The organism is uncultured Aquimonas sp. (assembly GCF_937888285.1).
GTDB lineage: Bacteria > Pseudomonadota > Gammaproteobacteria > Xanthomonadales > Xanthomonadaceae > Aquimonas.
In genome coordinates, this window is sequence record NZ_CALART010000093.1 from 23,442 (window position 1) to 46,600 (window position 23,159).

Consider the following 23,159-nt stretch of genomic DNA (forward strand, 5'->3'; position numbering starts at 1 on the left):
AGGCGTCAGTCGTTGAGGGAGAACTTGATCGGGACGATGACCCAGCTCTGCACCGGGACACCTTCCTTCATACCTGGGTTGAATACCCACTCACGTACCGCTTGGATGGCGGCCTGATCCAGCAGACGCGAGCGGCTGGACTTTTCCACTTCCACCTGGACAGGGCGGCCATCCGTACCCACCAGGACGCGGAGCAGCACTTCACCCTCTTCGCGACGGCGCATGGCCTGCGGCGGATAGCGCGGCGGACGCATGCGGCGGTAGGAGCTGTCTTCCGTCGCACCGTAGCTCGGTGCAGGAGCGGCAGGTGCGGGCGGAGCCGGGGGCGGCGCCGGGATCGACATCGGGGTCGCTTCTTCCAGAATCACCGGCGGCGGTGCTTCAGGCGGCGGCGGTGTCGGTCGCGGCCTCTCGATGATCTTCGGCGGCGGGCGCTTGGGCGGTTCCGGCGGCGGCGGCGGCGGCGGCGGCGGCGGCGGCGGCGGCTCGATGAAGGTGACTTCAACGATCTCCGGAGCCTCTTCCTCCATCTGCGGAGGCGCCACGGGCACCAGCATCAGCACCAGCGCCGCGGCGTGCACACCCACGGCGGCCGCGAGGCCGGTGATGCGGAGCCAGCTGAGCTTGCGGCCCTCGGTTTCCAGGTTTTCTTGCTTGTCTGTCATGCGCAGTGTCGTGGTCGGAGGTCAATCCATCCGCGCTGCCAATCTGCCTGCCTAGACAAGCTGAACGACACGGGAACGGCATAGCTTATACCAACAGATCGGCCGTGCCTAAGGCCGATCAGGTGAACGAATTTCAACGATTGACTTGGCGCAGGTAGGCTTCGGCCATCGCCTTGGTTTCCGGATGCTTGGCAGCCTCGCGGTAGGCGGCGATGGCGGCGGGCTGGTTGTTCAGCCCGAACTCGGCGGCACCCAGGATCACATAGGCATCGCCCGGTCGGCGGACACCCTTGCTGATGGCGCGGTTCGCTGCCGCCTTGGTCTCGGGCCAGCGCTCGAGCTCGGCCAGCGCGCGGGCGTGGTTCAGCGCCATCTCGCCGTCGGTGGCAAACTCGTCGGCCTTGCCGAAAGCGTCGGCGGCCTGGGCGATGTTTTCCGAGAAGTAGTAAGCCTCGCCAAGCCCTCGATAGACTTCGAGCGACGGCTGCACCTTGCCTTCGCTGACGGCACGCGAGATCAGCTCGGCGGCCTTGAGGTCCTGCTCGGCGTAGCGATACATCTTGGACAGTTCGACGTAATCACGTTCTTCGACCAGCACACCGCTGCTGATGCCGGCCTCCATGGTTTCGATGGCCTTGTCCACCTGCTCCGCATTGACGTAGATGGCCGACAGGTTGCGGATCAATCCCACATTGCGGGGGTCGCGCTCCAGCAGCCCGGCCGCAATCTCCGCAGCTTCAGAGACACGGCCCAGCTCGAACAGGCTGCCCATCAGCATCTGTGAAACCGCTGATTCCGGCGTCTCCTGCAGAGACAGGGCCTTGCGCAGGTCGGCGACAGCGTCCTCGTACCGCTCCAGGCGGTAGTACGCATTGCCGCGCAGCGCGTAAACCTTGGCGTCTTCCGACCTGGTTTCATCCAGCCAACGGGTGAAGGTTGCGGCAGCGTCCGCGTACAGCTCTTCCTGGAACTGCAGCTGGCCGATGTTCTGCATCACCTGGTAGTACTGGTTGTTCTTGTAGCCGCCCGCCTCAAGTGCTGCCTGGAAATACGTGATGGCGGCGGGGTAGTTGTCGCGGTCGAGCTCGATCTGCGCAAGGATCTGGTTGACCAGCGAGATCTCGTAGATACCGGCGCCGGCATTGCCAAGCAGAGCCTTCGCCGCTTCTTCGGTCTCGGCGTCCTTGCCCTCCTCCTGCGAAAGATCGAACACGCGCTTCATTTGACGCTGGGTGCGCTGCGCCGGCTTCAGCGTGGGCTCGGTGCGGGTGGCGTTGGGATACAGGATTTCTTCCGCGGCCTGCTGTCCGCGACGCTGCGCGTCGGCGGTGGCCATGAGCCCGAACCCGAGGGCGAGTACGAGGCTGGTCTTCGCAAAGAAGAGGGTGGTGCGCATCGGTGGATTCCTGGGGAAGGTCGGCGGCTGGCATTGCCGCAGTCGGCCTGCAAGCCTAACCGCAGACTCCGCGGTGACTCAAGGAGCGCTGCCGCAGTTGCGCCTTGTGAAATCAAGGGCCTTGTTAAACGTTTCCACCATGCGAATACGCACGGAACAATTCTTGGGCTTTGCAGCGTAGCCGTTGCCTGAGGTCAGGTGGTGGCAAAGTGCGCGCGGGAGAATGCGACCCGCTCTGCGGGATCCGTGCTCAAGCCACCGTGGTCGCGCAGGGCTTCGATCATGCGCAGGCGATGCAGCAGCCCATTGCCATTGGCGATCTGGATGGCCAGGCCGGGGCGCGCATTGAGCTCCAGGATCATCGGTCCCTTGTTCTTGTCGAGAACGAAATCGACGCCGATGTAGCCAAGCTGGGAAAGCTCATAGCAGCGCGAAGACATCTCCAGCAGCTCCGCCCAGCGCGGGATCTCGAGTCCGACGATGCTGTGCTCGGTGTCGGGATGCTCCTTGACCGGCTCGGTGCCCCAGACACCCCTGCGGGTCAGCCCCGTGGGGATGTCGATGCCGACGCCGATGGCGCCCTGGTGCAGATTGGCCTTGCCATCGGACAGCCGTGTAGGCAGGCGGATCATTGCCATCACCGGGTAGCCGAGGAACACGATGATGCGGACGTCGGGCACACCCTTGTAGCTGACCTGGTCGAAGATCGGGTCGAACTGCACGCAGTACTCGACCAGCAGGTGGTCGGGATGCCCTCCGAGCGAGAACAGTCCTGACAGACCATTGGACAGGTGGTGTTCGAATTCCTCCCTGTTCATGAGCTGACCATTGGAACGGCGGTACTTGTCACCGCGGCGTCCGCTGATCACCAGGATGCCATCGCCACCCGAACCGTGGGCGGGCTTCACCACGAACTGCTCGCGGTGTTCGATCTTCTTGTGCAGCTCGTGGATCTCGTGCTCCTCGCGGACAACCGCGTAAAGCTCGGGAACCGGCAGGCCGGCCTCGATGGCGAGCTGCTTGGTGATGAGCTTGTCGTCCACCCGCGGATAGAAGCGCCGCTTGTTGTAGGCGAGGATGAATTCGGCGTTGCGCTGGCCGAGGCCCATCAGGCCGATGCTGCGCAGGCGACGTGCGACCGAGAACAGGTTGAGCATGGCTCAGGCCTTGCCCGCGTCGGCGCTGGCAGCCTTTTCCTTCGCCTCCAGCTCGCGGGCGAGCGCACGGAAGCGGAACAACTCACTCAGGCGATAGCCCGAGTAGCGCCCCAGCACCAGGGTCAGCGCCAGCAGGATCAGCAGGGCTTCCGGGAACACGAAGATGAAATGCTCCAGGGGCTCCCAGCTCATCGCCAGGTAAGCTAGGCAGGCCACGACGAGCGAGCCGATGCCCTCCTTGAGGGCATAGCCCGGGCCCCGCTCCTCCCAGGCGACCGACATGCGCTCGATGGTCATGGCCATGATGACCATCGGGAACAGGGCGACCGACAGGCCCACCTCGATGCCGAGGCGATTGGCGAGGATCGAGACCGCTGCCATCAACAGCACGACCAAGATCAGCACCGAAGTCAGTCGGGGCACCAGCAGCAGCCGCAGGCGCTCCATGTAGAAACGCACCAGGAGTCCGGCGCCCACCACCACCACGAACAGGGTGACGCCCGCCAGCAGCTGGGTTTCGCGGAAGGCGATCGCGATCAGTACCGGCATGAAGGTGCCGAAGGTCTTGATGCCGATGATGTTGCGCAGCAGAAGCATCAGGAAGGCGCCGATCGGCACCATCAGCAGCACTTTGTAAACCGACTGGGTCTGCAGCGGCAGGCTGAGCAGCGAGTAGTTCACCAGATCGGCGTTCTGGACTTCCAGCCGGCGTTCCGCGATGGCGATCGCGTCGGCGAGGTTGCGGCTGACCGAGAAGGTCAGCTCGGGGCGCCCGGCGTCCTCGATCTGCAGCAGCGGTGACCTCGAACCGGTCCACAGGAACAAGTTGTCGGGCCAGCCGTCGACCGCGGTTTCCAGGTCGATCGTGGTCCAGGCCTTGCCGTCATGGACCTGCAGCCAGGGCCTGATCTGCGCATTGCCCTGGCTCTCGCCCAGCATCAGGCCGCGCACGATGCGCGCGGGGATCTGCCGCATGGCCAGCAGCTGGGTGATGTACTCGGCGCGCGCGTCGGCGTCGGCCAGACCCTCGACCAGCAGGGCAACCTCTTCGCTGGGCGCGGCCACGTTCATCTGCCGGACCAGCTCCTTGGCATAGGTCGGCACGTTCGACGAGCCCAGGCGCACGTTGTCCAGCAGGGTCTGGGCCGCGGTCGCAAAGGGTTCTTCCAGGGTCGGTGGTGCGGCCAGGCGCGGCGCGGCCTCGACGGCGTCCGCCTGCTTGCTGCGGACGACCGTGGCCCGGTAGTACAGCGCTTGGCGGCCGGCGGCGCGCCGGATCGACCACTGCACTTCGCGCCCTTCCCTGCGCGGCTCCTCGAGCTTGGAGTAGTTGCGGGCGACGTATCGCTCGTCGAGGATCGTGAAGCCCGGCGTGTTCGATGGCAGCTGCAGCACCACCGTGTTGGCCGGCTTGCGCGGCTGGTACTGGATGCGGGCTTGGACCGTCCAGACCTCGACCTCGGCGGCCGGCTGCAGCGGGAAGTCGAGGAACTTCCATTTGTAGTAGATCGCGCCGCCGCCGATCAGGCACAGAGCCAGGGCCAGCAGGTACAGGTGGGCTTTCTTCATGGGTTGGGCGCGCTTGCGGGAGGCGGTGCGGCCACGATGGCCGCGTTCAGCGGCAGTATAGCCAGCCAGCGGGCGGCATCACGGTGCGATCGGTGGCGGCGCGCAGTGCGCGCCGCCCCGGTTCCGGTTCAGATGTCGAGATTGGCGACTTTGAGCGCGTTGTCTTCGATGAAGTCGCGGCGGGGCTCGACCACATCGCCCATCAGGGTGGCGAAGATCTGGTCCGCGGCGACAGCGTCCTCGATTCGGACGCGCAGCAGGCGACGCGTTTCGGGGTTGACCGTGGTCTCCCACAGCTGGTCCGGGTTCATTTCGCCCAAACCCTTGAAGCGCTGGATGGTGCGACCGCGCTTGGCTTCCTCGAACAGCCAGGCGTGCACGTCGGCAAAGCGGGCGACCGGCTGGCTGCGGCTGCCGCGACTGATGCGGGCGCCGTCCTGCAGCAGGTCATGCATCTCGCGTGCGGCGTCCACCACCGGCTTCAGTTCGCCGGACTCGAACATCGGCACCGGCCAGAGCTGCTCCAACGAGAGGCCATGGTGCTGGCGCTGGACGCGGAGCGCAGCGGCCTGTTCACCCTCGGCCGCGACCCACTGCAGGCGGTAGCGGGGCTTGCCGAGGCCCGTACGCGCCAGCTTTTGGTGCGCCGCAGCAATCCAGGCTTCCGCACGCGCCGGGTCTGCGGCCAGCTGCGATGTCAGCGGCGGCAACTCCAGCAGGGCTTCGAGAATGGCTGCATCGTGCCGGTGGCTCAGACGACGGATCGCATCCTGGGCGTGCCCGAACAGGGTCAGCAGATGCTCCAGCGCCGCGGCACTGATCGGCGGCTGGTCGACGCCACAGACCAGCTCGGCGCCTTCGACGGCATGGCTGATCAGGTAGGCGTTCAGGGCGATGTCGTCCTTCAGGTAGAGCTCCTGCTTGCCCTGCTTGAGCTTGTACAGCGGCGGCAGGCCGATATAGATGTGTCCGCGCTCGATCAGCTCGGGCATCTGCCGGTAGAAGAAAGTCAGCAGCAGGGTTCGGATGTGCGAGCCGTCAACGTCGGCGTCGGTCATGATGATGATGCGGTGGTAGCGCAGCTTGTCGGGGTTGAATTCCTCCCGGCCAATGCCGCAGCCCAGCGCAGTGATCAGGGTGCCGACCTCGGCCGAGCCGAGCATCTTGTCGAAGCGCGCTTTCTCGACGTTCAGGATCTTGCCGCGCAGCGGCAGGATGGCCTGGGTGCGACGGTTGCGACCCTGCTTGGCCGAGCCGCCGGCCGAGTCGCCCTCGACGAGGAACAGCTCAGAGAGGGCAGGATCCTTCTCCTGGCAGTCGGCCAGCTTGCCTGGCAAGCCGGCGATGTCGAGCGCACCCTTGCGGCGGGTGAGATCACGGGCCTTGCGCGCGGCTTCACGGGCGCGGGCGGCGTCCACCACCTTGGCGGCGATCGCGCGTGCGTCCTGCGGATGCTCCTGCAGGAACTCCTCGAAGCGCTTGGAGACCACGCTCTCGACCGCGGTCTTGACCTCGGAGGACACCAGCTTTTCCTTGGTTTGCGAGGAAAAGCTCGGGTCGGGCACCTTGACCGAAAGCACCGCGACCATGCCTTCGCGCATGTCGTCACCGCTCATGCCGACCTTGGCCTGCTTCAACAGGCCCGACTGCTCGATGTAGGCGCCGAGGGTGCGGGTCAGGGCCGCGCGGAACCCGGCCAGATGGGTACCGCCGTCTTTCTGCGGGATGTTGTTGGTGAAGCAGAACATCGTTTCCTGGTAGGCATCGGTCCACTGGACCGCCACCTCGACGACGATGCCGTTCTCCTCACCGGACAGCGGAATGACCGCCGGATGCAGCGGAGTCTTCAGCTGGGCCAGATGCTCGACAAAGCTGAGGATGCCGCCTTCGTAGCGGAACTGGTCACGCTTGTCGCTGCGCTCATCCGTGAGGTCGATGCGCACGCCGGAGTTCAGGAAGGACAGCTCGCGCAGGCGCTTGGCCAGGATGTCGTAGTGGAACTCGACGTCGGAGAAGATCTCCTTGCTGGGCATGAAGCGGACTTCGGTGCCGCGACGGGTCGACGGCGCCACCTGCTTCAAGGGGTACAGGGGCTCGCCCAGCCGATACTCCTGCAGATGCTCGAAGCCGTCGCGCCAGATGCGCAGGCTCAGGTGCTCGGACAGCGCGTTGACCACCGAAACGCCGACACCGTGCAGGCCGCCCGAGACCTTGTAGCTGTTGTCGTCGAACTTACCGCCCGCGTGCAGCACGGTCATGATGACTTCGGCGGCCGAACGCTGCTCTTCGTGGTGGATGTCGACCGGAATGCCGCGCCCGTTGTCCTGGACGCTGACGCTTCCATCCGCGTGGATGATGACGGTGACTGTGTCGCAGTGCCCTGCCAGGGCCTCGTCGATGGAGTTGTCCACCACCTCGAAAACCATGTGGTGCAGCCCCGTGCCGTCATGCACGTCGCCGATGTACATGCCGGGACGCTTGCGCACGGCCTCCAGGCCACGCAGTACGGTGATTCGACTGGAATCGTAGTCGTTCGGAGTCTGGTCGCTCATGGAATCCCTGCTTGGCGGGGCGCGAGCCGCTCTCCAACGGTGTCGGAGCGGCCTGCGCAGGGCGCGAATTATAGCAGGGGGGTGATCTTGCCCTGTTCCACGTGGAACAGGGCGTCACGAGGGTCATCTGCCCAACCGGGGCGCTCCACCCCGGTCACGATCGCCTGGACCCCGCGCTCACGCAAGTACGCCAGGACGGCCCCGGCGCGAAGGGCATCCAACTCGCTGCAGAGATCGTCCAGCAGCAGCAGCGGGTAGCTGCCATGCATCTCGCCATACAGATCGCTCAAGCCGATGAGCAGCGAGAGAGCGAGGATCTTTGATTGCCCACGCGACAGGAACTCGCGGGCGTCCACGCCCTGGATCCGCAAACTGACGTCGGCGCGGTGTGGGCCGACGCTGGTGAAGCCCTGCGTCATGTCCCGCTCGCGCGCCGCATGGAGAGCCTCCACCAGCGTGGCGTGCGCCCTGCCCCAGCCACGTCGATACTCCAGGGTGACGCCCCCAACCTCCTCAGACAGCCACGAGAGCACTTGCGCCGAGCGTCCGAGCCAACGTTCGGCAAGCCGAGATCGCGCGCGGTCCAGGCGCTCGCCAGCGGTACCCAACAAGGCGTCGAACGCATCCAGCTGTTGCAGGTCGCGTATGCGCAGGGCCTCGTTGCGCTGCCTCAGGATGCGCTGCCACTCCGACCACAGCGCCGATGGCATGCGTTCCACGTGGAACACGCCCCAATCCATCAAGCGACGCCGCCGCTCCGAAGGCCCGGACACGATCAGGTGTGAACCGGGCTCGAAACACAGTGTGGGCGCGCGCGCTGCAATCTCCGCTGCACGCACCTCGCGAGCGCCTTCGACCCGGTACTCCCATCCACCGCGACGCTGACGCGCGCTCCCGAGCCGCAACGGCACCCCGCTACGGTCAACCCATTCCGTGGCGATATGGCCCTCATCGCAACCGTGCCGAAGCACCGAATCGAACTGCGCGGCGCGAAAAGATCGCGCATGCCCGAGCGCGAACAGCCCCTCCAGCACCGTGGTCTTGCCGGACCCATTGCTGCCCACCAGCCAGCTGATACCGGTTGCTGGAAAAAAATCAGCCTCGGCGAGCACTCGAAGCCCGCCAAGGCTGACGTGACGCAGCAACATCGCGATCCCTTACAGGCGCATCGGCATCACCACGTGGCGGTTGCGCCCGTGGCTGGGCTCGCGAACGAGGGCGCTGGACCCGGAATCACGGAACAGCAGCAAAGCGTCGTCCTCGGTCAGCGCGCCCAAGGCTTCCAACAGATAACTAGCGTTGAATCCGATCGACAGGCCACTGATGGACGTGTCCGCCTCCACCTCTTCCACCGCTTCTTCCTGTTCGGGGTTGTGTGCCGACACGCGAACGACCTGGGGATCGACCTCAATCCGCACACCGCGATACTTCTCGTTGGACAGGATCACCGCACGCTGCAGCGCTGCGCGCAGGCTGTCGCGATTGACCTTCACTTCCTTGTCGGCACCGAGCGGTATGACCGCCTCATAATCCGGAAAGCGGCCGTCGATCAGCTTCGAGCTGAACGACACGTCGTCTCGGCGCACGCGTAAATGGGCTCGACCGACCTCCAGTTCGATCTCCCGGTCGCTGTTCTCCAGCAGGCGCATCAGCTCCAGCACACCTTTGCGCGGCACGATCATCTGCCGACGCACCTGCGGACCGGCCACCAGGTCCGTCTCGCTCAATGCCAACCGGTGGCCGTCCGTGGCGACGCAGCGCAACTGCGTGCCCTCGGCGTCCAGCAGCAGCCCGTTCAGATAAAACCGCACGTCCTGCTGCGCCATCGCGAACGCGGTGGCATCAAAGGTCTTCTTGAGCGCGCCTTCGCTCACCCGCAAGCGCTCGACGACCTCGGCTTCGTCCGTCGAGGGGTACTCATCCGCGCTCAGCCCGGCCAGCGTGTACCGGCTGCGTCCCGCGCTCACATTGATGCGATCGCCGCTTGAGCCCACGTTGACCATCACGCCGTCAGGCAGCGCTCGAACGATCTCGAAGAACTTGCGGGCCGGAATCGTCGTGGCACCCGGTTCGCCGTCGCTGCAGGCCACACGCGCAACCAGCTCGACTTCAAGATCAGTTGCCGTCAATGACAGCGTGCCCTGCTCCAGGGACACCAACAGGTTCGACAGCACCGGCATGGTTTGCCGTTTCTCGACCACGCTGACCACCTGCTGGAGAGGCTTCAGCAACACTTCGCGCGTCAGACTGAACCGCATACATCAACCCTCATGTTCTTAAAGCTTTTAAGAGACTGTTGGTGATGATGGTCTACCCCGAAACCCGGGATAAGCCACGCAAGCCCATGACAGTCAACGGTTTTTCCTGGTCTGAAGGTCTGTGGGTGAGTCCCGGCCCGGCTGTGGAACGGCTGTGGATAAAAATGCCGCCCGCAAACTGTCCCAACCCCATACCCCGCTTATCCACAGCTTACCAACTTGCCATGCCGCTACAGACGGGCCTCATTCGGTCAGCCGCCGCACCAGCTTGTCCCAGTCCTCACGAGCCTTCGGATCGTCGCCCACCAGACCACGCACCACCTTGCAGGCATGCATCACGGTCGTGTGGTCGCGGCCGCCGAAGGCATCCCCGATCTCCGGCAGGCTGTGCTCCGTCAGCTCCTTGGCCAGCGCCATGGCCATCTGACGCGGCCGGGCCAGCGAGCGCGTGCGGCGCTTGGAGAGCAGGTCGGACACCCGCAGCTGGTAATAGTCGGCCACCATCTTCTGGATGTTGCTGAGCGAGATCACCGCCTGCTGCGCTCGCAGCAGGTCGCGCAGCGCCTCGTGGGCGAACTCTTCGGTGATGGGTCGGCCCATGAAGTTCGCGCGTGCCGCCAGCGTGTTCAGGGCACCTTCGAGGTCGCGTACGTTGGAACGCATGCGTCGGGCGATCAGGAAAGCCACGTTCTCGGGCAGCGGCACGCCCTTCTGCGCCGCCTTGGCCAACAGGATCGCCGAGCGTGTCTCGAAGTCCGGTGGCTCGATCGCCACCGACAATCCCCAGCCCAGGCGCGACTTCAGCCGTGGCTCGAGATTGTCGACCTCCTTGGGGTAGCGATCGCAGGTAAGGATGATCTGCTGCTTGAGCTCGAACAGGGCATTGAAGGTGTGGAAGAACTCCTCCTGCGTGCGGTCCTTGCCGGCGAAGAACTGGATGTCGTCGATCAGCAGCGCGTGCACCGAATGGAACTGCCGCTTGAACTGCTCCATGGCCTTGTCCGCCAGCGCCCGCATCATCGCCGCGAAGAACTGCTCCGACCGCAGGTAGAGCACGCGCATGCCCGGGTTGCGCGCGAGCATGTAGTTGCCGGCCGCATGCATCAGATGGGTCTTGCCAAGACCGGTACCGCCGTACAGCAGCAGCGGGTTGTAGGCCTTGCCGGGCTCGTTCGCGACCTGCATGGCGGCGGCGCGACCAAGCTGGTTCGAGCTGCCTTCGATGAAGGTGTCGAAGGTGTAGCTGGAGTCGAGATTGCTGGCGATGGGCTTCACCTGCCCGCCACCGCTCGTGGCCCGCATCGACGGCCCGGTCGCCGCAGCACTGCTCTGTCGCGCCTCGGCCGCCACATCGCGACTGCGCGGGGTGCCGAGCTCCAGGCTGACGTCGAGCGAGGCGAGCTCTGAGTAGTGCCGCAACAGCTCGATGATGCGCGGCAGATACGCGTCGCGCACCGTTTCGACCACGAAGGCATTGGGTGCGAACAGGCGCACGCCACCCTCATGGGCTTCAGCGTGCAGGGGTTTGATCCAAGTGTAGAAACTCTCGGCCGGGAGCTCGGCTTCGAGGCGTTCAAGACAGCGCAACCAGGGCGACATGCAGCTTCCCGAGTGGAGCCGACCGGCTGCGCCACGCCGCGTCAGGCGCCGCGCGATCCAGTCAGGCAGGGGATGAGTGGGAGCTCGGCGCCCCGGAGCGGAAACCCGTGGGAGATCAGGGCAGACACGTGCCGCGACGCGATCCCGGGCCGCGGACGGCAGGACCGGGCCGGGGCGGAGCGGCATGCGCGCTGTGATTCCTCGACAGGCACCCAACCCCGGGTGACCGGGCGGCCTGCCAGTCTACGCCGCACCGCAGACAGTGCCAACCGCAGCGGGCTTGACAGCCAGGAAGCTGAGCCCGTATCCTCCGCGGTCTTTCTGCCCAGACATCAAGGCCGCTGTCATGAAGCGCACCTTCCAGCCCAGCAACCTCAAGCGCGCCCGCACCCACGGTTTCCGTGCCCGTATGGCGACCGCCGACGGCCGCAAGATCCTGTCGGCCCGCCGCGCCAAGGGTCGCAAGCGCCTCTGCCCGTAAGCGCAGTCGCGACCGCCGCCGGCGACCCTGACGCCGCGGCGTACATCGATTCCGCTACCCGGCGGTGGTCGGTTTCTGCAGGCCTGGCTCACGCCGGGCCTGTTGCATTTCCGGGCGAGGCGTGGCCATGACCCTGATTCCACCTCCCGCGCCCTGCCGGCTCAGGCCATCGGCGCGCATGCGCCTGCCGCGCGACTTCAGCCGCTGTCTCGATTCGGGTCAGCGCATGGGTGGCGCGTTCTACCGCTGCACCGTCCTGCTTGACCCGGCAGCGGACTCCGCGAGGCTCGGCTTTGCCATCTCGCGCAAGGTCGACAAACGCGCGGTGGTGCGCAACCGTCTGAAGCGGATCGCACGCGAATGCTTCCGCCATCTTCGTGCACGTCTGCCGGCGGGCGACTACGTGCTGATGGGCAAGCGCGAAGCTGCCGCTGCCCGACCCGATCAGCTGCGGCGTGACCTGGAGCGTCTGCTCGCCCGCGCGGCTGCGTTGAAGGCCCCAGTCGCGCACGTCACAATGGCGGCTGTCTCCGCGCCCGGTGCCGACACGCCCGATGCTCCGGCCAGCGCCGAATCCCCTCCCCTGACGACTGCCGGGCCCGACTCCCGCCACGGCAACGACCGAGTGTCCGAATGAACCAAGCGCGCACCTTCCTGTTGATTGCCTGGCTGATGGTCGGCTACCTGGCTTGGGACACCTGGCAACAGGACTACAGCCGTCCGCGCGCCGAGCCGGCGCCGCAGGCGGAGCTGTCGACACCGCCGTCGACCGGCGACCTGCCCGAGTTCCAACCCGAGCGCAGCAGCACCAGTCCGAGCGGCAGCGCGCCCACGCCGGCCGTTGCCTCCAGCGGCCGCCGCCTGGGCGTGCGCACCGATGTACTCGACCTGCAGATCGACACCCAGGGCGGCAGCGTCGTCCAGGCCGACCTGCTTGCTTACGCACAGGAGCCCAAGCCGGGCTCGCCGCCGGTGCGCCTGATGAGCACCCAGGGCCAGCGCTATTTCATTGGCCAGTCCGGCTATGTGGGCAATCGCGCTGAACTGCCGAACCACCTCAGTGCCTTCACCGCCGAAGGCGACAGCTTCGAGCTTGGCAGCCAGGACCGCCTTGAAGTGCCGCTGCGCTGGACCTCGGCCGATGGCCTCAGCCTCGTGCGCACCTTCGTGTTCGAGCGCGGCAGCTATGTGGTCACGGTCAGCGATCGCTTCGAGAACCAGACCGGCCAGCCGGTCGAGCTGAGCGCCTACCGCCAGCTGGTGCGCGTGACCCCGCCGGCACTGCCGGGTTCGAGTTTCACCAACCCCGCGGCCTACAGCTTTGTCGGCGCGGCCTGGTACAGCCCGCAGAGCAAGTTCGAGAAGCGCGCGTTCGGCGATTTCAGCGATGGCCCGACCGAAGCCAAGGCCAGTACCGGTTGGATCGCAATGCTGGAGCACTACTTCTTCGCCGCCTGGATTCCCGAAGCGGATGAAGCGCAGACCTTCAGCACAGCCACCGAGGATGGCGGCCGCCATCGCATCCGTACCCTGGGCCCGGCCTTCGATGTTGCGCCCGGTGCTCAGGTCGAAAGCAGCGCGCGCTTCTATGCCGGCCCGAAGCTGCAGGACCAGCTGGAAGGCATTGCTCCGGGCCTCAAGCTGACCATGGACTACGGCATCTTCACGATGCTCGCCCAGCCCATGGCCTGGCTGCTTGGTGTCCTCCACGACATCACCGGCAACTGGGGCTGGGCCATCGTCCTGCTGGTGGTCATCCTGAAGCTCGCCCTGTTCAAGCTGTCGGAAGCGCAATACAAGAGCTTCGCCAAGATGCGCGCCGTGCAGCCGCGCATCGAAGCCCTCAAGGAGCGCTATGGCGAGGACCGCCAGAAATTCCAGACGGCGATGATGGAGCTGTACAAGAAAGAGAAGATCAATCCGATGGGCGGCTGCCTGCCCATCCTGATCCAGATCCCGATCTTCATCTCGCTGTACTGGGTGCTCATCGAAGCGGTCGAGCTGCGCCATGCGCCGTGGATCCTGTGGATCAACAACCTCACCGCGCCCGACCCCTACTTCATCCTGCCGGTGCTGAACCTGCTGACCATGTGGGCCACGCAGAAGCTGTCGCCGACTCCGGGCATGGACCCGATGCAGAAGCGCATCATGCAGATCATGCCGATCGCCTTCGGCGTGATGTTCGCCTTCTTCCCGGCGGGCCTGGTGCTGTACTGGACCACCAACGGTGCGCTGGGCCTGCTGCAGCAGTGGATCATCCTGCGTCGCCACGGCGGTACGACCGCGCCGAAGGCCGCCTGAGCCCGCGGACCCGCAGTCGGAACTCGCGATTGAAGCAGCGGCCGCGGCGCGAAAGCACGCGGCCGCTGCCGTATCCGGAGGGAGGAACCGGGCCATGCCGAATGCTACTGAAGAGCCCTCCAACGCCGTCACCCGCGGCGGATCCTTGAGCGGGCACACCGACACCATCGTCGCCATCGCCACCGCTGCGGGCCCGGCAGGCGTCGGCGTGGTGCGGCTCTCCGGGCCGCAGTCGATCGCCATCGCGCGACGCCTGAGCGGCATCGAACCCAAGCCGCGCCACGCCCACTACGTGCGTTTCAGCGATGTGGCAGACGAGGTGATCGACGACGGCCTGCTGATCGCCTTCATCGCGCCCGCGTCCTACACCGGCGAGGACGTGGTCGAGCTGCAGGCCCACGGCAGCCCCGCCCTGCTGCGCCTGCTGGTGGCGCGCTGCGTGGAGCTCGGCGCACGTCAGGCCCGGCCCGGCGAGTTCACCGAGCGCGCCTTCCTGAACGAACGCCTCGACCTGACCCAGGCCGAGGCAGTCGCCGATCTCATCCACGCCACATCCGAAGCCGCTGCCCGCGCCGCGCGGCGCGCGCTCGACGGCGAGTTCAGCCGCCGCGTCGACACTCTCACCGAGGCCCTGATCGCCTTGCGAATCTACGTCGAGGCCGCGATCGACTTCCCCGAGGAAGAGATCGACTTCCTCGCCGGGCCCGAACTCAAAGCGCGCCTGCGGCAGGTGCGTGAACTGATGCAGGCGCTGTTGCGCGAGGCCCGCCGCGGCCAGCGTCTGCGCGACGGCCTGCACGTGGTCATCGCCGGGCCACCGAACGCTGGCAAGAGCTCCCTGTTGAATGCGCTGTCGGGCAGCGACCGCGCCATCGTCACCGATATCGCCGGCACCACCCGCGACCTGCTGCGTGAGGCGGTGCTGATCGACGGTATCGAACTCACCCTGGTCGACACCGCCGGCCTGCGGGAGGGCGCCGATGTCGTCGAAGCCGAAGGCATGCGCCGTGCGCGCGCAGAATTCACCCGCGCCGATCTCGCCCTAGCCGTCGTCGAATGCGGTTCCGAGTGCGAACAGATCCCCGGCCTGCGCGGCGAGCTCTCCACCTTGCCGCGCGTGTTCTGGCTGCACAACAAGTGCGAGCTGGCCGGAGAGCCCGCGCGCTACGAGGCGCAGCACGACGGCGAGCACTTCTGGCTGTCGGCGCGCGAAGGCCTGGGTCTCGACGCGCTGCGCGAGGCCCTCAAGCAGGCGGCGGGCCTGGGCGACGCCGCGGAAGGCGCCATCAGCGCTCGCGCCCGCCATGTCGGGGCCCTGCAGCGCGCCGGCACCCAGCTCGAAAGCGCCGCCGATCGCCTCGCCGAAGGCAGCGGCGAACTCGCCGCCGAAGACCTGCGCGCCGCGCAGGAGTCCCTGGCTGAGATCACAGGACGCCTCAGCGCCGACGATCTGCTCGGCCGCATCTTCGGCAGCTTCTGCATCGGAAAGTGATCTGGGGTCCGCTGGCGTCCGTGGAGGTCCTCAGACGACCGGGGCACGCAGCAAAATCATAGCGTTACGATCCCTGCTCATCTTTCGAGTCCTAGGACATCGGATTAAATTGGGCCCACCAGCGGGCCCACAGAATCGGTGAGGCCCATCTCCAACACCTCTGGTGGGCCCAGCACACATGAAACAACGCACCGATCTGTACTTCCGCAAGGCGGCGGCTCGCCCCGAGCGCTATGAACTCTCCGACCGCGACGGCCTCGTCATGGAAGTGCACCCGTCGGGCCGAAAGACCTGGCGCTATCGCTATCGACTGAACGGCAAGCGCGAGAAGGTAACCCTCGGCCCCTACCCGACGATCTCGCTGGAGGATGCCCGGGATCTACGTCGTCAGGCGGAGAGGATGGTGGTCGCCGGGAATAGTCCGGCGAAACAGAAGAAGGCACAGCTGCAAGGGGAAGCGAGCGACGCGGAGAAGTTGGATACAGTCGAGAAGCTCGCCATGCATTGGATCGAGTCGGATCTGAAGACCAACAACTCGAAGCCGAGACAGGACATCACCTACGTCGAGCGCGACATCGTGCCCGTGATCGGCAAGAGAGCGCCGCAAACGATCACAACGAAGGACGTGTGGATGTGCGTCGAACCGGTTCGGCTGCGTGGCCACGGCCAAGCTGCGCGACGCGTACTCAGCGTGCTCAAGCGGATCTTCGCGCACGGCATACAGGCGGGCGTTCTCCAGAACAATCCTGCGGCTGTAATGCGCCCCGTCAAGGTCGCGCCAACCAGCTCTCGTGCGAGGAAGCTGTCGGAGCTGGAGATCCGACAGCTTGACCATGCCATTGAATCGTCGCGCCTCGCCACACCGATGCGCATCGCGATCCGGCTGCTGCTGCTTGTGCCCTCGCGCAAGGGAGAACTGGTTCGCGCGCGTTGGGACGAGATCGACTTCGACCTCGGCACCTGGACCATTCCCGAGGCCAACGCAAAGATGAAGAAGGCGCTGGTTCAGAAACTCCCGCACCAGGCCCTGAAGCTGCTGAGGGACCTGCAGGTGATGGCAAGCGGATCCGACTGGGTGCTCCCGTCGCCGAAGGGTCGGGGAAGGAAGCCGCTGTCGACTACCGCCCTCAATGCGGCCCTTCGCACCGTCGAAGGCTTGCCCGGCGGCATGGTGCTGCACGACCTTCGCCGCACCGTGCGCACCGGGCTCCGCGAGCTTGGGGTGGCGGACGCCGACGCTGAGCTCTGCTTGAACCACCGCAAGACTGGCGTGGCGGGCATCTATGACAAGGCAGAGCGTCTGGAAGCGCGTTACGAAGCGCTCTGCAAGTGGGCCGACTCCGTCGACCGGGCCCTGGGTCGCACGAACGTCACGCCGATTCGCTCTCCTGGGCGAAAGTCGTCGGCCGCGTAATGTTGTCTACGACAGAAGCAGGGGAGAGGCCTGAGCGTCTCGACATCGGCGCGTCCGAGGTAGCGCCGGGTCCGAATGCAAAGCGGCACCATGAGGCGGTTGAGACCTGCAGCCTCCTGGCCGCGAACTACTGCTCGTCATGACGGCCGCATCCTTGATCATCGCAATTGCGCTGGCGAAGCTCCTGCTCGGCATCCTTGTGGCAAGGCAGGGCAACGCAACTGGTACATCGCCATCGTCAAGAGCGGACACTGACGACGAGGAGGGCCTTACGCACCTTCTTCGAGGCCAGCAGTTCGACGACCTTCCCACCGGCAACTTGCCTTCGGAGGACTACTCGACAGCAGCAGGGTCACGGCAAGCTTTCGGGGACTTCCGCGACCTCGACGACTAATGCCATGACTAGGCGTCGAGCGATGCGAAGCTCAGGTGCTACGCTGCGCTGAACACGAAGACTGGCCGATCCTTCTCCAGGCCCTCCAGCTTCACTGCTCCCTTGCGCGCTATCCACGGATAGCGAGCTTCAATCTGTCGGCGCTGCGATGACCAGCGCTCTTCCGCAGCCGTGTGATGCCGATGCAGCGATCTCGAAAAAAGGTCGATAGTTGCGAAACCGGCGATCTGACGCCTCGACACTGCGTCCATGTACGCGGCCCGTACTGCCGCGAGGGCGGCGAGCGCTCCCAACATCCAGAACACGCGGGGTAGCTTCGCGAGGTCGTCGGGTGCCGTCAGCATTCGATCCAGGTCCTCGAACAGAGATCGCTGTCGGGGCGAGAGAGGTGCTCGGATCTTCTGTGCAACGCGCTCCGCTCTCTCCGTAGATGCAGCGACAAGTTCTTCCAGCGCACGCTCCGCACGCGACGTGGCTCGGATGCACAGCACAATCTCGTGCAATCTTTCGACGTGCTCGGCCGTCACCTGCCAGTCTCCGTACGCATGCAATGCCACCGGACACGTTGCCGGTACGACCACCGTGGATCGAAGTGATGCCCCCTCTCGTTGGATCATCCAGAATCCTTGCATCCAGCCTGACTCACCAATCAGCCCCCATCTTCCGATGATGCCTGGGCAGCTAAATTGAACAAGAAAGGTTCACTCTCCTCGGACGCCACCGTGATCTCGAAGTCACTCATTTGTCGCATCGCCGATGTACTACGCTCCTTCCTGCGCGCCCTTCGCGTAAACAAGCCAAACCTCCTACCGGTCATGCCGTGGTACGGCGTTCTGCCGAGACAGGCAAAGCGATTGCCAGCGCGCATCCCCACCAAGCGCCAACATCGCTCGAATGACTGACACCGTCGCGATTGCGTAGCAGCAGGGTCCTGCCGCCGATTGTTCTATCGTTTCCACCGGGGAGCCGAGGAGACGGCAGCCGAAGAGCGCTGTTCTGAAATGGATGGATGGGCGGATGCATCGTAAGTGGCCGAGCGAGGCCTTAGACGCGCAGCTCTCTCCGTTCGACCAGCTTCGCAGGGAGCCCTAGTGGGAGCAAGATGATGGCGGCGCAAGCAACGTTGGTCGAAGCCCAGGCACAGCTGGACGCCTTCACGCATTGGCTCGGTGCCGAGCGCTTGGAGGCGGCACAGGCTCCCCTGCGCGGTGCAGATCTCGGTCCCTTGAGGTACACACGCCAACTGCAGAGGCAGTGGGTGACGCGCGACGTGCTGAAGTATCTAGAGGCCCGTACTCGCGGCGCCGTGAACGAAGCACTGGTGTTGCAGCACCTCATGCCGCTGTGTCGGCTGGCATCAGCTGTGTTGCGGTTCGAGCGCGTTGGTGCGACGCCTGTACCGGGCCGTTATCGCGATCTCCTACTTGGAGAGGCCTGCGCTGACTATGCCCATGAACTGCTTACGGCTGCCCACCATGACTGGTGCGGCTATCAGGTGCGGTGGCTTCAGGAGGGGGTCCCCGGCGGTGAGTTCGCGCTGCGCGTGGCAGGCGACCCGGACGAGGTCTTTGTTGAATGCAAGCGATTGGCGGCTGATCTGGTCGAGGTGCTCAAGACAGATGAGGTCGTGGCCCTCGCTGAGACCTTGGAACGAGAGCTGCAAGCGCGAGGCTGGTGCGGTACTGTGCGGCTGGATCTGGGACCGCGTCATCTCGGTCGGCCGTCGCTGATCGCTGCAGTCGAGCACCTTGCTACTACCTTCAAGGCCGAGCGTGGTGAAGCTCAGTCTGGCGACATCACCGCGCACTTCGACCTGCGGCCTGTCGAGACCGTGCTTCCCTACCAAGAGCTCCTGGCGCTCGCCGCTTCGCGTGATCCTGTCCATCGGGTTATTACGGGGCGGCGACAAGGCGCGCAGGTAGCACGGCCCCGGGTTTTTGAGTTCTCGGGCCCGAAGCGAGATGGCGCATGGTTTGCGCGCAAGATCGAGTCTGTCGTCATCGAAGAAGCGGCTGATCGGCAGTTGTCTTCAATGGCTCCTGGGGTGGTTTGCCTGGAGCTGCCGATGTTTCGGGACGTCGATCCCGTCGAGACCCTGGAGATCGTCTCGCCCGTGATCGACATGCTTTTCGCACGCGAACATGTCATCGGCTTCTTCGGTGTGCTCGACCTGACCACCACCATGCACGGCGATTTCGCACGTGCGAATGCACCTGGTCGTGTGATCTGGAACGAGGGCTCTCGGTTCCAAGCGGCTCAAGCGCGATGGCGACAACTCATGGACGCGCAGGGTTGAGGCGCGTCCAATTCCTGACGTTGATACGGAATGGAGAACTCGATGCCTTGGGAGCTGACGATAGATGGGGATCTCGCCGCGTTGCGCTGGGTCGCTCGCGGCACCAGCGAAGTCAGTCCGCGAGTGGTGGAAGTCGAGACCCTCCACCGATTGGAGTGGGATGGCCTTGATAAACTCGGCCCGGAGCTTCACGACGAGGTCGTGGCTGTCGCGCTGCAGCACCTTTCTGCTCTCGACGGCGTCGCGTCAGTGCTGCTATGCCGACATTCGCAGTTCCACCTGATCGACGTTGCCTTCAGGCGCCCGGATGGTGGTCGAATCGTCTTCTGCTCAGTGCAGGATGCTCTCGCGATCAGCGTCTCCGTTGACGCGGAGTTGACCGTGACGGGCGCTGATGGCCAAACCAAACGAGCGACAACCCACGATCCGATCCACAGGCTCATTGCGCTGGCGGAAATCGACGAGACCGTTGCGAAGGTCCTGCGTTTGTCGAGAAGTGACCTGCAGGATTGGCCTGCACTCTATCGACTCTACGAGGTGCTGCTGGCCGCGGAGGGCGGACCAGCCAAGCTAGCATCTTTGGGCGGGGTGACTCGCCAGCAGCTGCAGAGTTTCGCCGCCACTGCGAACTCACCGGCGCTGACCGGAGATGCATCCCGTCATGGAGTACAGAGTGGCTCGCCACCTTCAAGGGCTATCTCCATGCCAGAGGCCGTGCAGTTGCTCAGGCACCTCTGCCGTTCCTGGCTGCTTTCGCGGGTCTCGCCTTGATGCCGGCGCGCTAGTTGCTGTTACACGCAACCAATGCGCGCGTGGCGTTCTGACAATCGTGCTCGGTAGCAGCCCCATCACGGTGCCGCGGGAATCCAATCATGCAGGCCGCCTCCCTGCGGGCCGCCCTGACCGCCCTGACCGCCCGGGCCAGAGGGTGTGGAAGCGGTCCTGAAGACGAGCTCCTCTGCCAGATGGAGTGCCCGCACCGACTCATCGCGGAGATGCACCCAACGCCTCCACTGGCTCCGGAGGTGCTTGGCACGCTCCTCGGTACTCCTCACGAGCTCCAGTTCGAAAGGAAGTGCTCGTGCGAGCAGCAGCCGGAGATCGGCGTTCCCATCGGCGGACAGGCGAAGGTACTTATACGCCGGCCTGTGCGTCACGCGGTTCCGGTGGACCTCCTGCCAGGAAAGCTCGAGACCACCACCCCGCACCCGAGTGAACAAGTTGAGTGGAGCATAGATCTTCTTCGCCCGCCTTCCGACCACGGTGCGCGCATCGATCTCGAACTGTGCTTGCATGCGCAAGGTCTCTCTCGTCGCGCGGAACGCAGCCACCAGTTCCGAAGCTTGGCCTTGCAGCGCGCCCATTGCGCTCTCTGCCGCATCCAGCGCCGTGTAGGCGTGGCGCTGCATCTCCCCGCTCCAGCTACCGAGCAACTCCAAATCCGAGATCATCTCCGCCTCCTTCCATGATGGGGTGTCTGTCGCCTCTGCCGGTACGTCTAACTGTCGGGAGTTGGCTCGGCGATCCAGTAAGGACGCAGGCCGGGCGACAGCCACACGGTAACGTCGGCTCGGCCTCACTGATCAGCGAATTGGGCCCACTTGTGAGCACCATTCGGCCAAGAGCACCGGACTCAGATTGGTCGAGATTCGAGATGGCCGGTGGATCGCGAAGTTCGCTCGTCCGCTCAGTTACTTGATGCATGAGAGTGCCAAGCGCGCCGCAGCCAATGGTCGAGATTCGAGCCACTGAGCTCCCTGCGCTCGCAAGCCGAGCTCAATCTCGACCATCGGAACGAGCCAACAGCCTGCGGCCCCTGATCTGCCTTGCTTTGGGGGTCCTGAGAATCTCGACCATCGGCTCGGCTGGGCCGATTCCTGCACCGTGGAGGCCGTGAACCACGGCCCGCCAGCTGCAGACTGGCTGACCCGCGCGGGCCGTCGGGTATCCTTCGGGGCATTGCGCGCACTCTGACCGGCATCCGCGTCGTCGGCCGACGCTGCGCGCTCACCATGGAGAGAGCGCATGCCCCGCACCAAAGGCGCGGCCACCAAGAAGGGTGGCAAGTCGAAATCTGCTGTCGCGCCGAGCGTCGAGCTGACGCGTGAGCTGTTCCAGGCCGCCGTCGCGCTGCGCCGGACAATCGAGCCGGCCGACTACAAGCGCTACGTGCTGCCGATCATCTTCCTGCGCTTCCTGTCGCTGCGGTACGAGCATCGGCGGGCGGAGCTGGCGAAGATGATTGGTGAACCGGAGAGCCCGATCTACGGCGACGCCGCGGCGTTGAATGACCCCGACGAGTACCGGGCCAAGAACGTCTTCGTGGTGCCTGAGGAGGCGCGCTGGAGCCGCATCGTCGACATGGCGCGGCAGGATGACATCAAGCTGCGCCTCGACAACGTGCTCGAAGCGGTCGAAAACGCCTACCCGGAGAAGTTGCGTGGCCTGCTGCCGCGCATCTACGCCAACTCCAACATGGATGCCGAGGACCTGCGCGGGCTGATCGCGCTGTTCTCCAAGGACGTGTTCGAGAAGGACCACGGCGGGGAGGACCTGCTCGGCCGCATCTACGAGTACTTCATCGGCGAGTTCGCCAGCAGCGAGGGCAAGCGCGGCGGCGAGTACTTCACCCCGGCATCGATCGTGCGCACCCTGGTCGCGATGCTCGAACCGGTTGAGGGCAAGGTCTTCGACCCTTGCTGCGGTTCCGGCGGCATGTTCGTGCAGTCCGACGCCTTCACCAAGCACAGCCACCGGCTGTCGTTCCACGGCCAGGAGAGCAAGGAGTTCACGCTGCGCCTGTGCCGGATGAACCTGTTCATCCACGGCCTCGACGGCAACATCAAGCTGGGCAGCTCCTACAGCAACGACCAGCACGAGAGTCTGCGTGCCGACTACATCCTCGCCAACCCGCCGTTCAACGATGGCGCCAAGGGAGCCGACGGCTGGGGCGCGCGCCTGATCGCCGCCAACGATCCGCGCCTCTCACCGTTCGGCGAGCCTTTGGTGCTCAGCCCGCGCAATGCCAACACCATGTGGATGCTCCACTTCTTGCACCACTTGGCTCCGGGCGGCACGGCGGGATTCGTCATGGCCTCCGGCGAGCTCTCGAACGCGGAGGGTGCTCGACTAGCTTTACGCACGGCGTTGGTGGACAACAACGTGGTGGATTGCATCGTGCAGCTATCTGGTCAGCTATTCGCCAACACCCCGATCCCATGCGCTCTGTGGTTCCTATCAAAAAATCGGTCTGGAGAATTTGGCTGTCGTGATCGACGGGGTGAAGTGCTGTTCATCGACGGCCGAAAGCTCGGAAGTCTTATTCCCGGGTCGCGCAAACAGAAGCAGCTGTCGGATGAGGAGATCGAGCGAATTGCGTCCGTATACCGTCAGTTCAAGCGGCATGGCGTTCCTGAAGAGGAGAGAGGGTTCTCTCGGGTTACCTCTTTCGAAGAGATTCGCGCGAACCGATACGCACTAACTTCAGCTCGATATGTTGGCTCCGCTGAGGATGTGGAGGGTGAAGAGGAATGTCTTGCCACCCAGTTCCCTTGGACCCGCTCATCCCGGATTTGTGTAAGTCCG

Annotated in this window: 18 protein-coding genes; 8 read left to right on the forward strand and 10 right to left on the reverse strand. The window is 65.0% G+C overall.

The features are described 5' to 3' along the window. Positions 1 to 5 precede the first annotated feature (5 nt). The 8 genes from Q0654_RS17270 to dnaA all read right to left on the reverse strand — a co-directional run bounded on the left by Q0654_RS17270 (position 6) and on the right by dnaA (position 11,196). A complete protein-coding gene (locus Q0654_RS17270) occupies positions 6 to 665 on the reverse strand; it encodes an energy transducer TonB (RefSeq protein ID WP_298856186.1) in 660 nt (219 codons plus the stop codon). Between the two features lie 133 nt (positions 666 to 798). Then, positions 799 to 2,061 (reverse strand): tetratricopeptide repeat protein, encoded by a 1,263-nt coding sequence (locus Q0654_RS17275; protein WP_298856188.1) that lies wholly within the window; start codon positions 2,059 to 2,061, stop codon positions 799 to 801. A 194-nt stretch (positions 2,062 to 2,255) separates the two neighbouring features. Continuing rightward, positions 2,256 to 3,218, reverse strand: coding sequence for an alpha-L-glutamate ligase-like protein (locus Q0654_RS17280; protein WP_298856190.1), 963 nt, complete (start codon positions 3,216 to 3,218; stop codon positions 2,256 to 2,258). A 3-nt stretch (positions 3,219 to 3,221) separates the two neighbouring features. After that, positions 3,222 to 4,787 carry an inactive transglutaminase family protein gene (locus tag Q0654_RS17285; protein ID WP_298856192.1) on the reverse strand — a complete coding sequence of 522 codons (1,566 nt, stop codon included), beginning with the start codon at positions 4,785 to 4,787 and terminating at the stop codon, positions 3,222 to 3,224. 128 nt (positions 4,788 to 4,915) lie between these two features. Next, complete coding sequence (gene gyrB / locus Q0654_RS17290) at positions 4,916 to 7,339, reverse strand: DNA topoisomerase (ATP-hydrolyzing) subunit B (RefSeq protein ID WP_298856194.1); 2,424 nt, start codon at positions 7,337 to 7,339, stop codon at positions 4,916 to 4,918. Positions 7,340 to 7,407: 68 nt separating this feature from the next. Beyond that, positions 7,408 to 8,487, reverse strand: coding sequence for a DNA replication and repair protein RecF (recF, locus tag Q0654_RS17295; protein ID WP_298856197.1), 1,080 nt, complete (start codon positions 8,485 to 8,487; stop codon positions 7,408 to 7,410). A 9-nt stretch (positions 8,488 to 8,496) separates the two neighbouring features. Further along, a complete protein-coding gene (gene dnaN / locus Q0654_RS17300) occupies positions 8,497 to 9,597 on the reverse strand; it encodes a DNA polymerase III subunit beta (RefSeq protein ID WP_298856200.1) in 1,101 nt (366 codons plus the stop codon). Positions 9,598 to 9,840: 243 nt separating this feature from the next. Then, entirely contained in the window at positions 9,841 to 11,196 is a 1,356-nt protein-coding gene (gene dnaA / locus Q0654_RS17305) for a chromosomal replication initiator protein DnaA (RefSeq protein WP_298856202.1), read from the reverse strand. 346 nt (positions 11,197 to 11,542) lie between these two features. Here dnaA and rpmH point away from each other — a divergent pair, with 346 nt between their 5' ends. The 5 genes from rpmH (at position 11,543) to Q0654_RS17330 (ending at position 16,884) form a co-directional block, all read left to right on the forward strand. Then, complete coding sequence (rpmH, locus tag Q0654_RS17310; protein WP_298856205.1) at positions 11,543 to 11,677, forward strand: 50S ribosomal protein L34; 135 nt, start codon at positions 11,543 to 11,545, stop codon at positions 11,675 to 11,677. Positions 11,678 to 11,804: 127 nt separating this feature from the next. Beyond that, positions 11,805 to 12,314: a ribonuclease P protein component gene (gene rnpA / locus Q0654_RS17315; RefSeq protein WP_298856206.1), complete on the forward strand. Its 510-nt coding sequence runs from the start codon at positions 11,805 to 11,807 to the stop codon at positions 12,312 to 12,314. After that, complete coding sequence (gene yidC, locus Q0654_RS17320) at positions 12,311 to 13,978, forward strand: membrane protein insertase YidC (protein ID WP_298856209.1); 1,668 nt, start codon at positions 12,311 to 12,313, stop codon at positions 13,976 to 13,978. The genes rnpA and yidC overlap by 4 nt, the downstream gene beginning before the upstream one ends. Before the next feature lie 145 nt (positions 13,979 to 14,123). Beyond that, positions 14,124 to 15,470, forward strand: coding sequence for a tRNA uridine-5-carboxymethylaminomethyl(34) synthesis GTPase MnmE (gene mnmE / locus Q0654_RS17325; protein ID WP_298856225.1), 1,347 nt, complete (start codon positions 14,124 to 14,126; stop codon positions 15,468 to 15,470). 178 nt (positions 15,471 to 15,648) lie between these two features. Beyond that, a complete protein-coding gene (locus tag Q0654_RS17330) occupies positions 15,649 to 16,884 on the forward strand; it encodes an integrase arm-type DNA-binding domain-containing protein (RefSeq protein WP_298856213.1) in 1,236 nt (411 codons plus the stop codon). A gap of 432 nt (positions 16,885 to 17,316) precedes the next feature. Here Q0654_RS17330 and Q0654_RS17335 read toward each other — a convergent pair whose 3' ends face one another. Further along, complete coding sequence (locus tag Q0654_RS17335) at positions 17,317 to 17,622, reverse strand: hypothetical protein (protein WP_298856215.1); 306 nt, start codon at positions 17,620 to 17,622, stop codon at positions 17,317 to 17,319. A 761-nt stretch (positions 17,623 to 18,383) separates the two neighbouring features. On the opposite strand from Q0654_RS17335, the gene Q0654_RS17340 reads away from it, so the two are divergent. Both Q0654_RS17340 and Q0654_RS17345 read left to right on the forward strand, forming a co-directional pair. Beyond that, entirely contained in the window at positions 18,384 to 19,574 is a 1,191-nt protein-coding gene (locus Q0654_RS17340) for a hypothetical protein (RefSeq protein ID WP_298856218.1), read from the forward strand. A 42-nt stretch (positions 19,575 to 19,616) separates the two neighbouring features. After that, on the forward strand, positions 19,617 to 20,345 hold the full coding sequence (locus Q0654_RS17345) for a hypothetical protein (RefSeq protein WP_298856220.1): 729 nt from the start codon (positions 19,617 to 19,619) through the stop codon (positions 20,343 to 20,345). 77 nt (positions 20,346 to 20,422) lie between these two features. On the opposite strand, the gene mobI is transcribed toward Q0654_RS17345, so the two are convergent. Further along, positions 20,423 to 21,025 carry a conjugative transfer protein MobI(A/C) gene (mobI, locus tag Q0654_RS17350; protein ID WP_298856222.1) on the reverse strand — a complete coding sequence of 201 codons (603 nt, stop codon included), beginning with the start codon at positions 21,023 to 21,025 and terminating at the stop codon, positions 20,423 to 20,425. Positions 21,026 to 21,599: 574 nt separating this feature from the next. Here mobI and Q0654_RS17355 point away from each other — a divergent pair. After that, on the forward strand, positions 21,600 to 23,159 hold a 1,560-nt coding region (locus Q0654_RS17355; protein WP_298856223.1), incomplete at its 3' end, for a class I SAM-dependent DNA methyltransferase.

Excerpts from the sequence above, each read along its gene's own strand:
- Q0654_RS17340 (WP_298856218.1), top strand. The coding sequence starts at position 18,384 with ATGGCGGCGCAAGCAACGTTGGTCGAAGCCCAGGCACAGCTGGACGCC.
- Q0654_RS17275 (WP_298856188.1), bottom strand. The coding sequence starts at position 2,061 with ATGCGCACCACCCTCTTCTTTGCGAAGACCAGCCTCGTACTCGCCCTC.
- Q0654_RS17285 (WP_298856192.1), bottom strand. The coding sequence starts at position 4,787 with ATGAAGAAAGCCCACCTGTACCTGCTGGCCCTGGCTCTGTGCCTGATC.
- Q0654_RS17345 (WP_298856220.1), top strand. The coding sequence starts at position 19,617 with ATGCCTTGGGAGCTGACGATAGATGGGGATCTCGCCGCGTTGCGCTGG.
- Q0654_RS17270 (WP_298856186.1), bottom strand. The coding sequence starts at position 665 with ATGACAGACAAGCAAGAAAACCTGGAAACCGAGGGCCGCAAGCTCAGC.
- dnaN (WP_298856200.1), bottom strand. The coding sequence starts at position 9,597 with ATGCGGTTCAGTCTGACGCGCGAAGTGTTGCTGAAGCCTCTCCAGCAG.
- Q0654_RS17330 (WP_298856213.1), top strand. The coding sequence starts at position 15,649 with ATGAAACAACGCACCGATCTGTACTTCCGCAAGGCGGCGGCTCGCCCC.
- dnaA (WP_298856202.1), bottom strand. The coding sequence starts at position 11,196 with ATGTCGCCCTGGTTGCGCTGTCTTGAACGCCTCGAAGCCGAGCTCCCG.
- rpmH (WP_298856205.1), top strand. The coding sequence starts at position 11,543 with ATGAAGCGCACCTTCCAGCCCAGCAACCTCAAGCGCGCCCGCACCCAC.
- recF (WP_298856197.1), bottom strand. The coding sequence starts at position 8,487 with ATGTTGCTGCGTCACGTCAGCCTTGGCGGGCTTCGAGTGCTCGCCGAG.
- rnpA (WP_298856206.1), top strand. The coding sequence starts at position 11,805 with ATGACCCTGATTCCACCTCCCGCGCCCTGCCGGCTCAGGCCATCGGCG.
- gyrB (WP_298856194.1), bottom strand. The coding sequence starts at position 7,339 with ATGAGCGACCAGACTCCGAACGACTACGATTCCAGTCGAATCACCGTA.
- yidC (WP_298856209.1), top strand. The coding sequence starts at position 12,311 with ATGAACCAAGCGCGCACCTTCCTGTTGATTGCCTGGCTGATGGTCGGC.
- Q0654_RS17280 (WP_298856190.1), bottom strand. The coding sequence starts at position 3,218 with ATGCTCAACCTGTTCTCGGTCGCACGTCGCCTGCGCAGCATCGGCCTG.
- mobI (WP_298856222.1), bottom strand. The coding sequence starts at position 21,025 with ATGATCTCGGATTTGGAGTTGCTCGGTAGCTGGAGCGGGGAGATGCAG.
- Q0654_RS17335 (WP_298856215.1), bottom strand. The coding sequence starts at position 17,622 with ATGCTGACGGCACCCGACGACCTCGCGAAGCTACCCCGCGTGTTCTGG.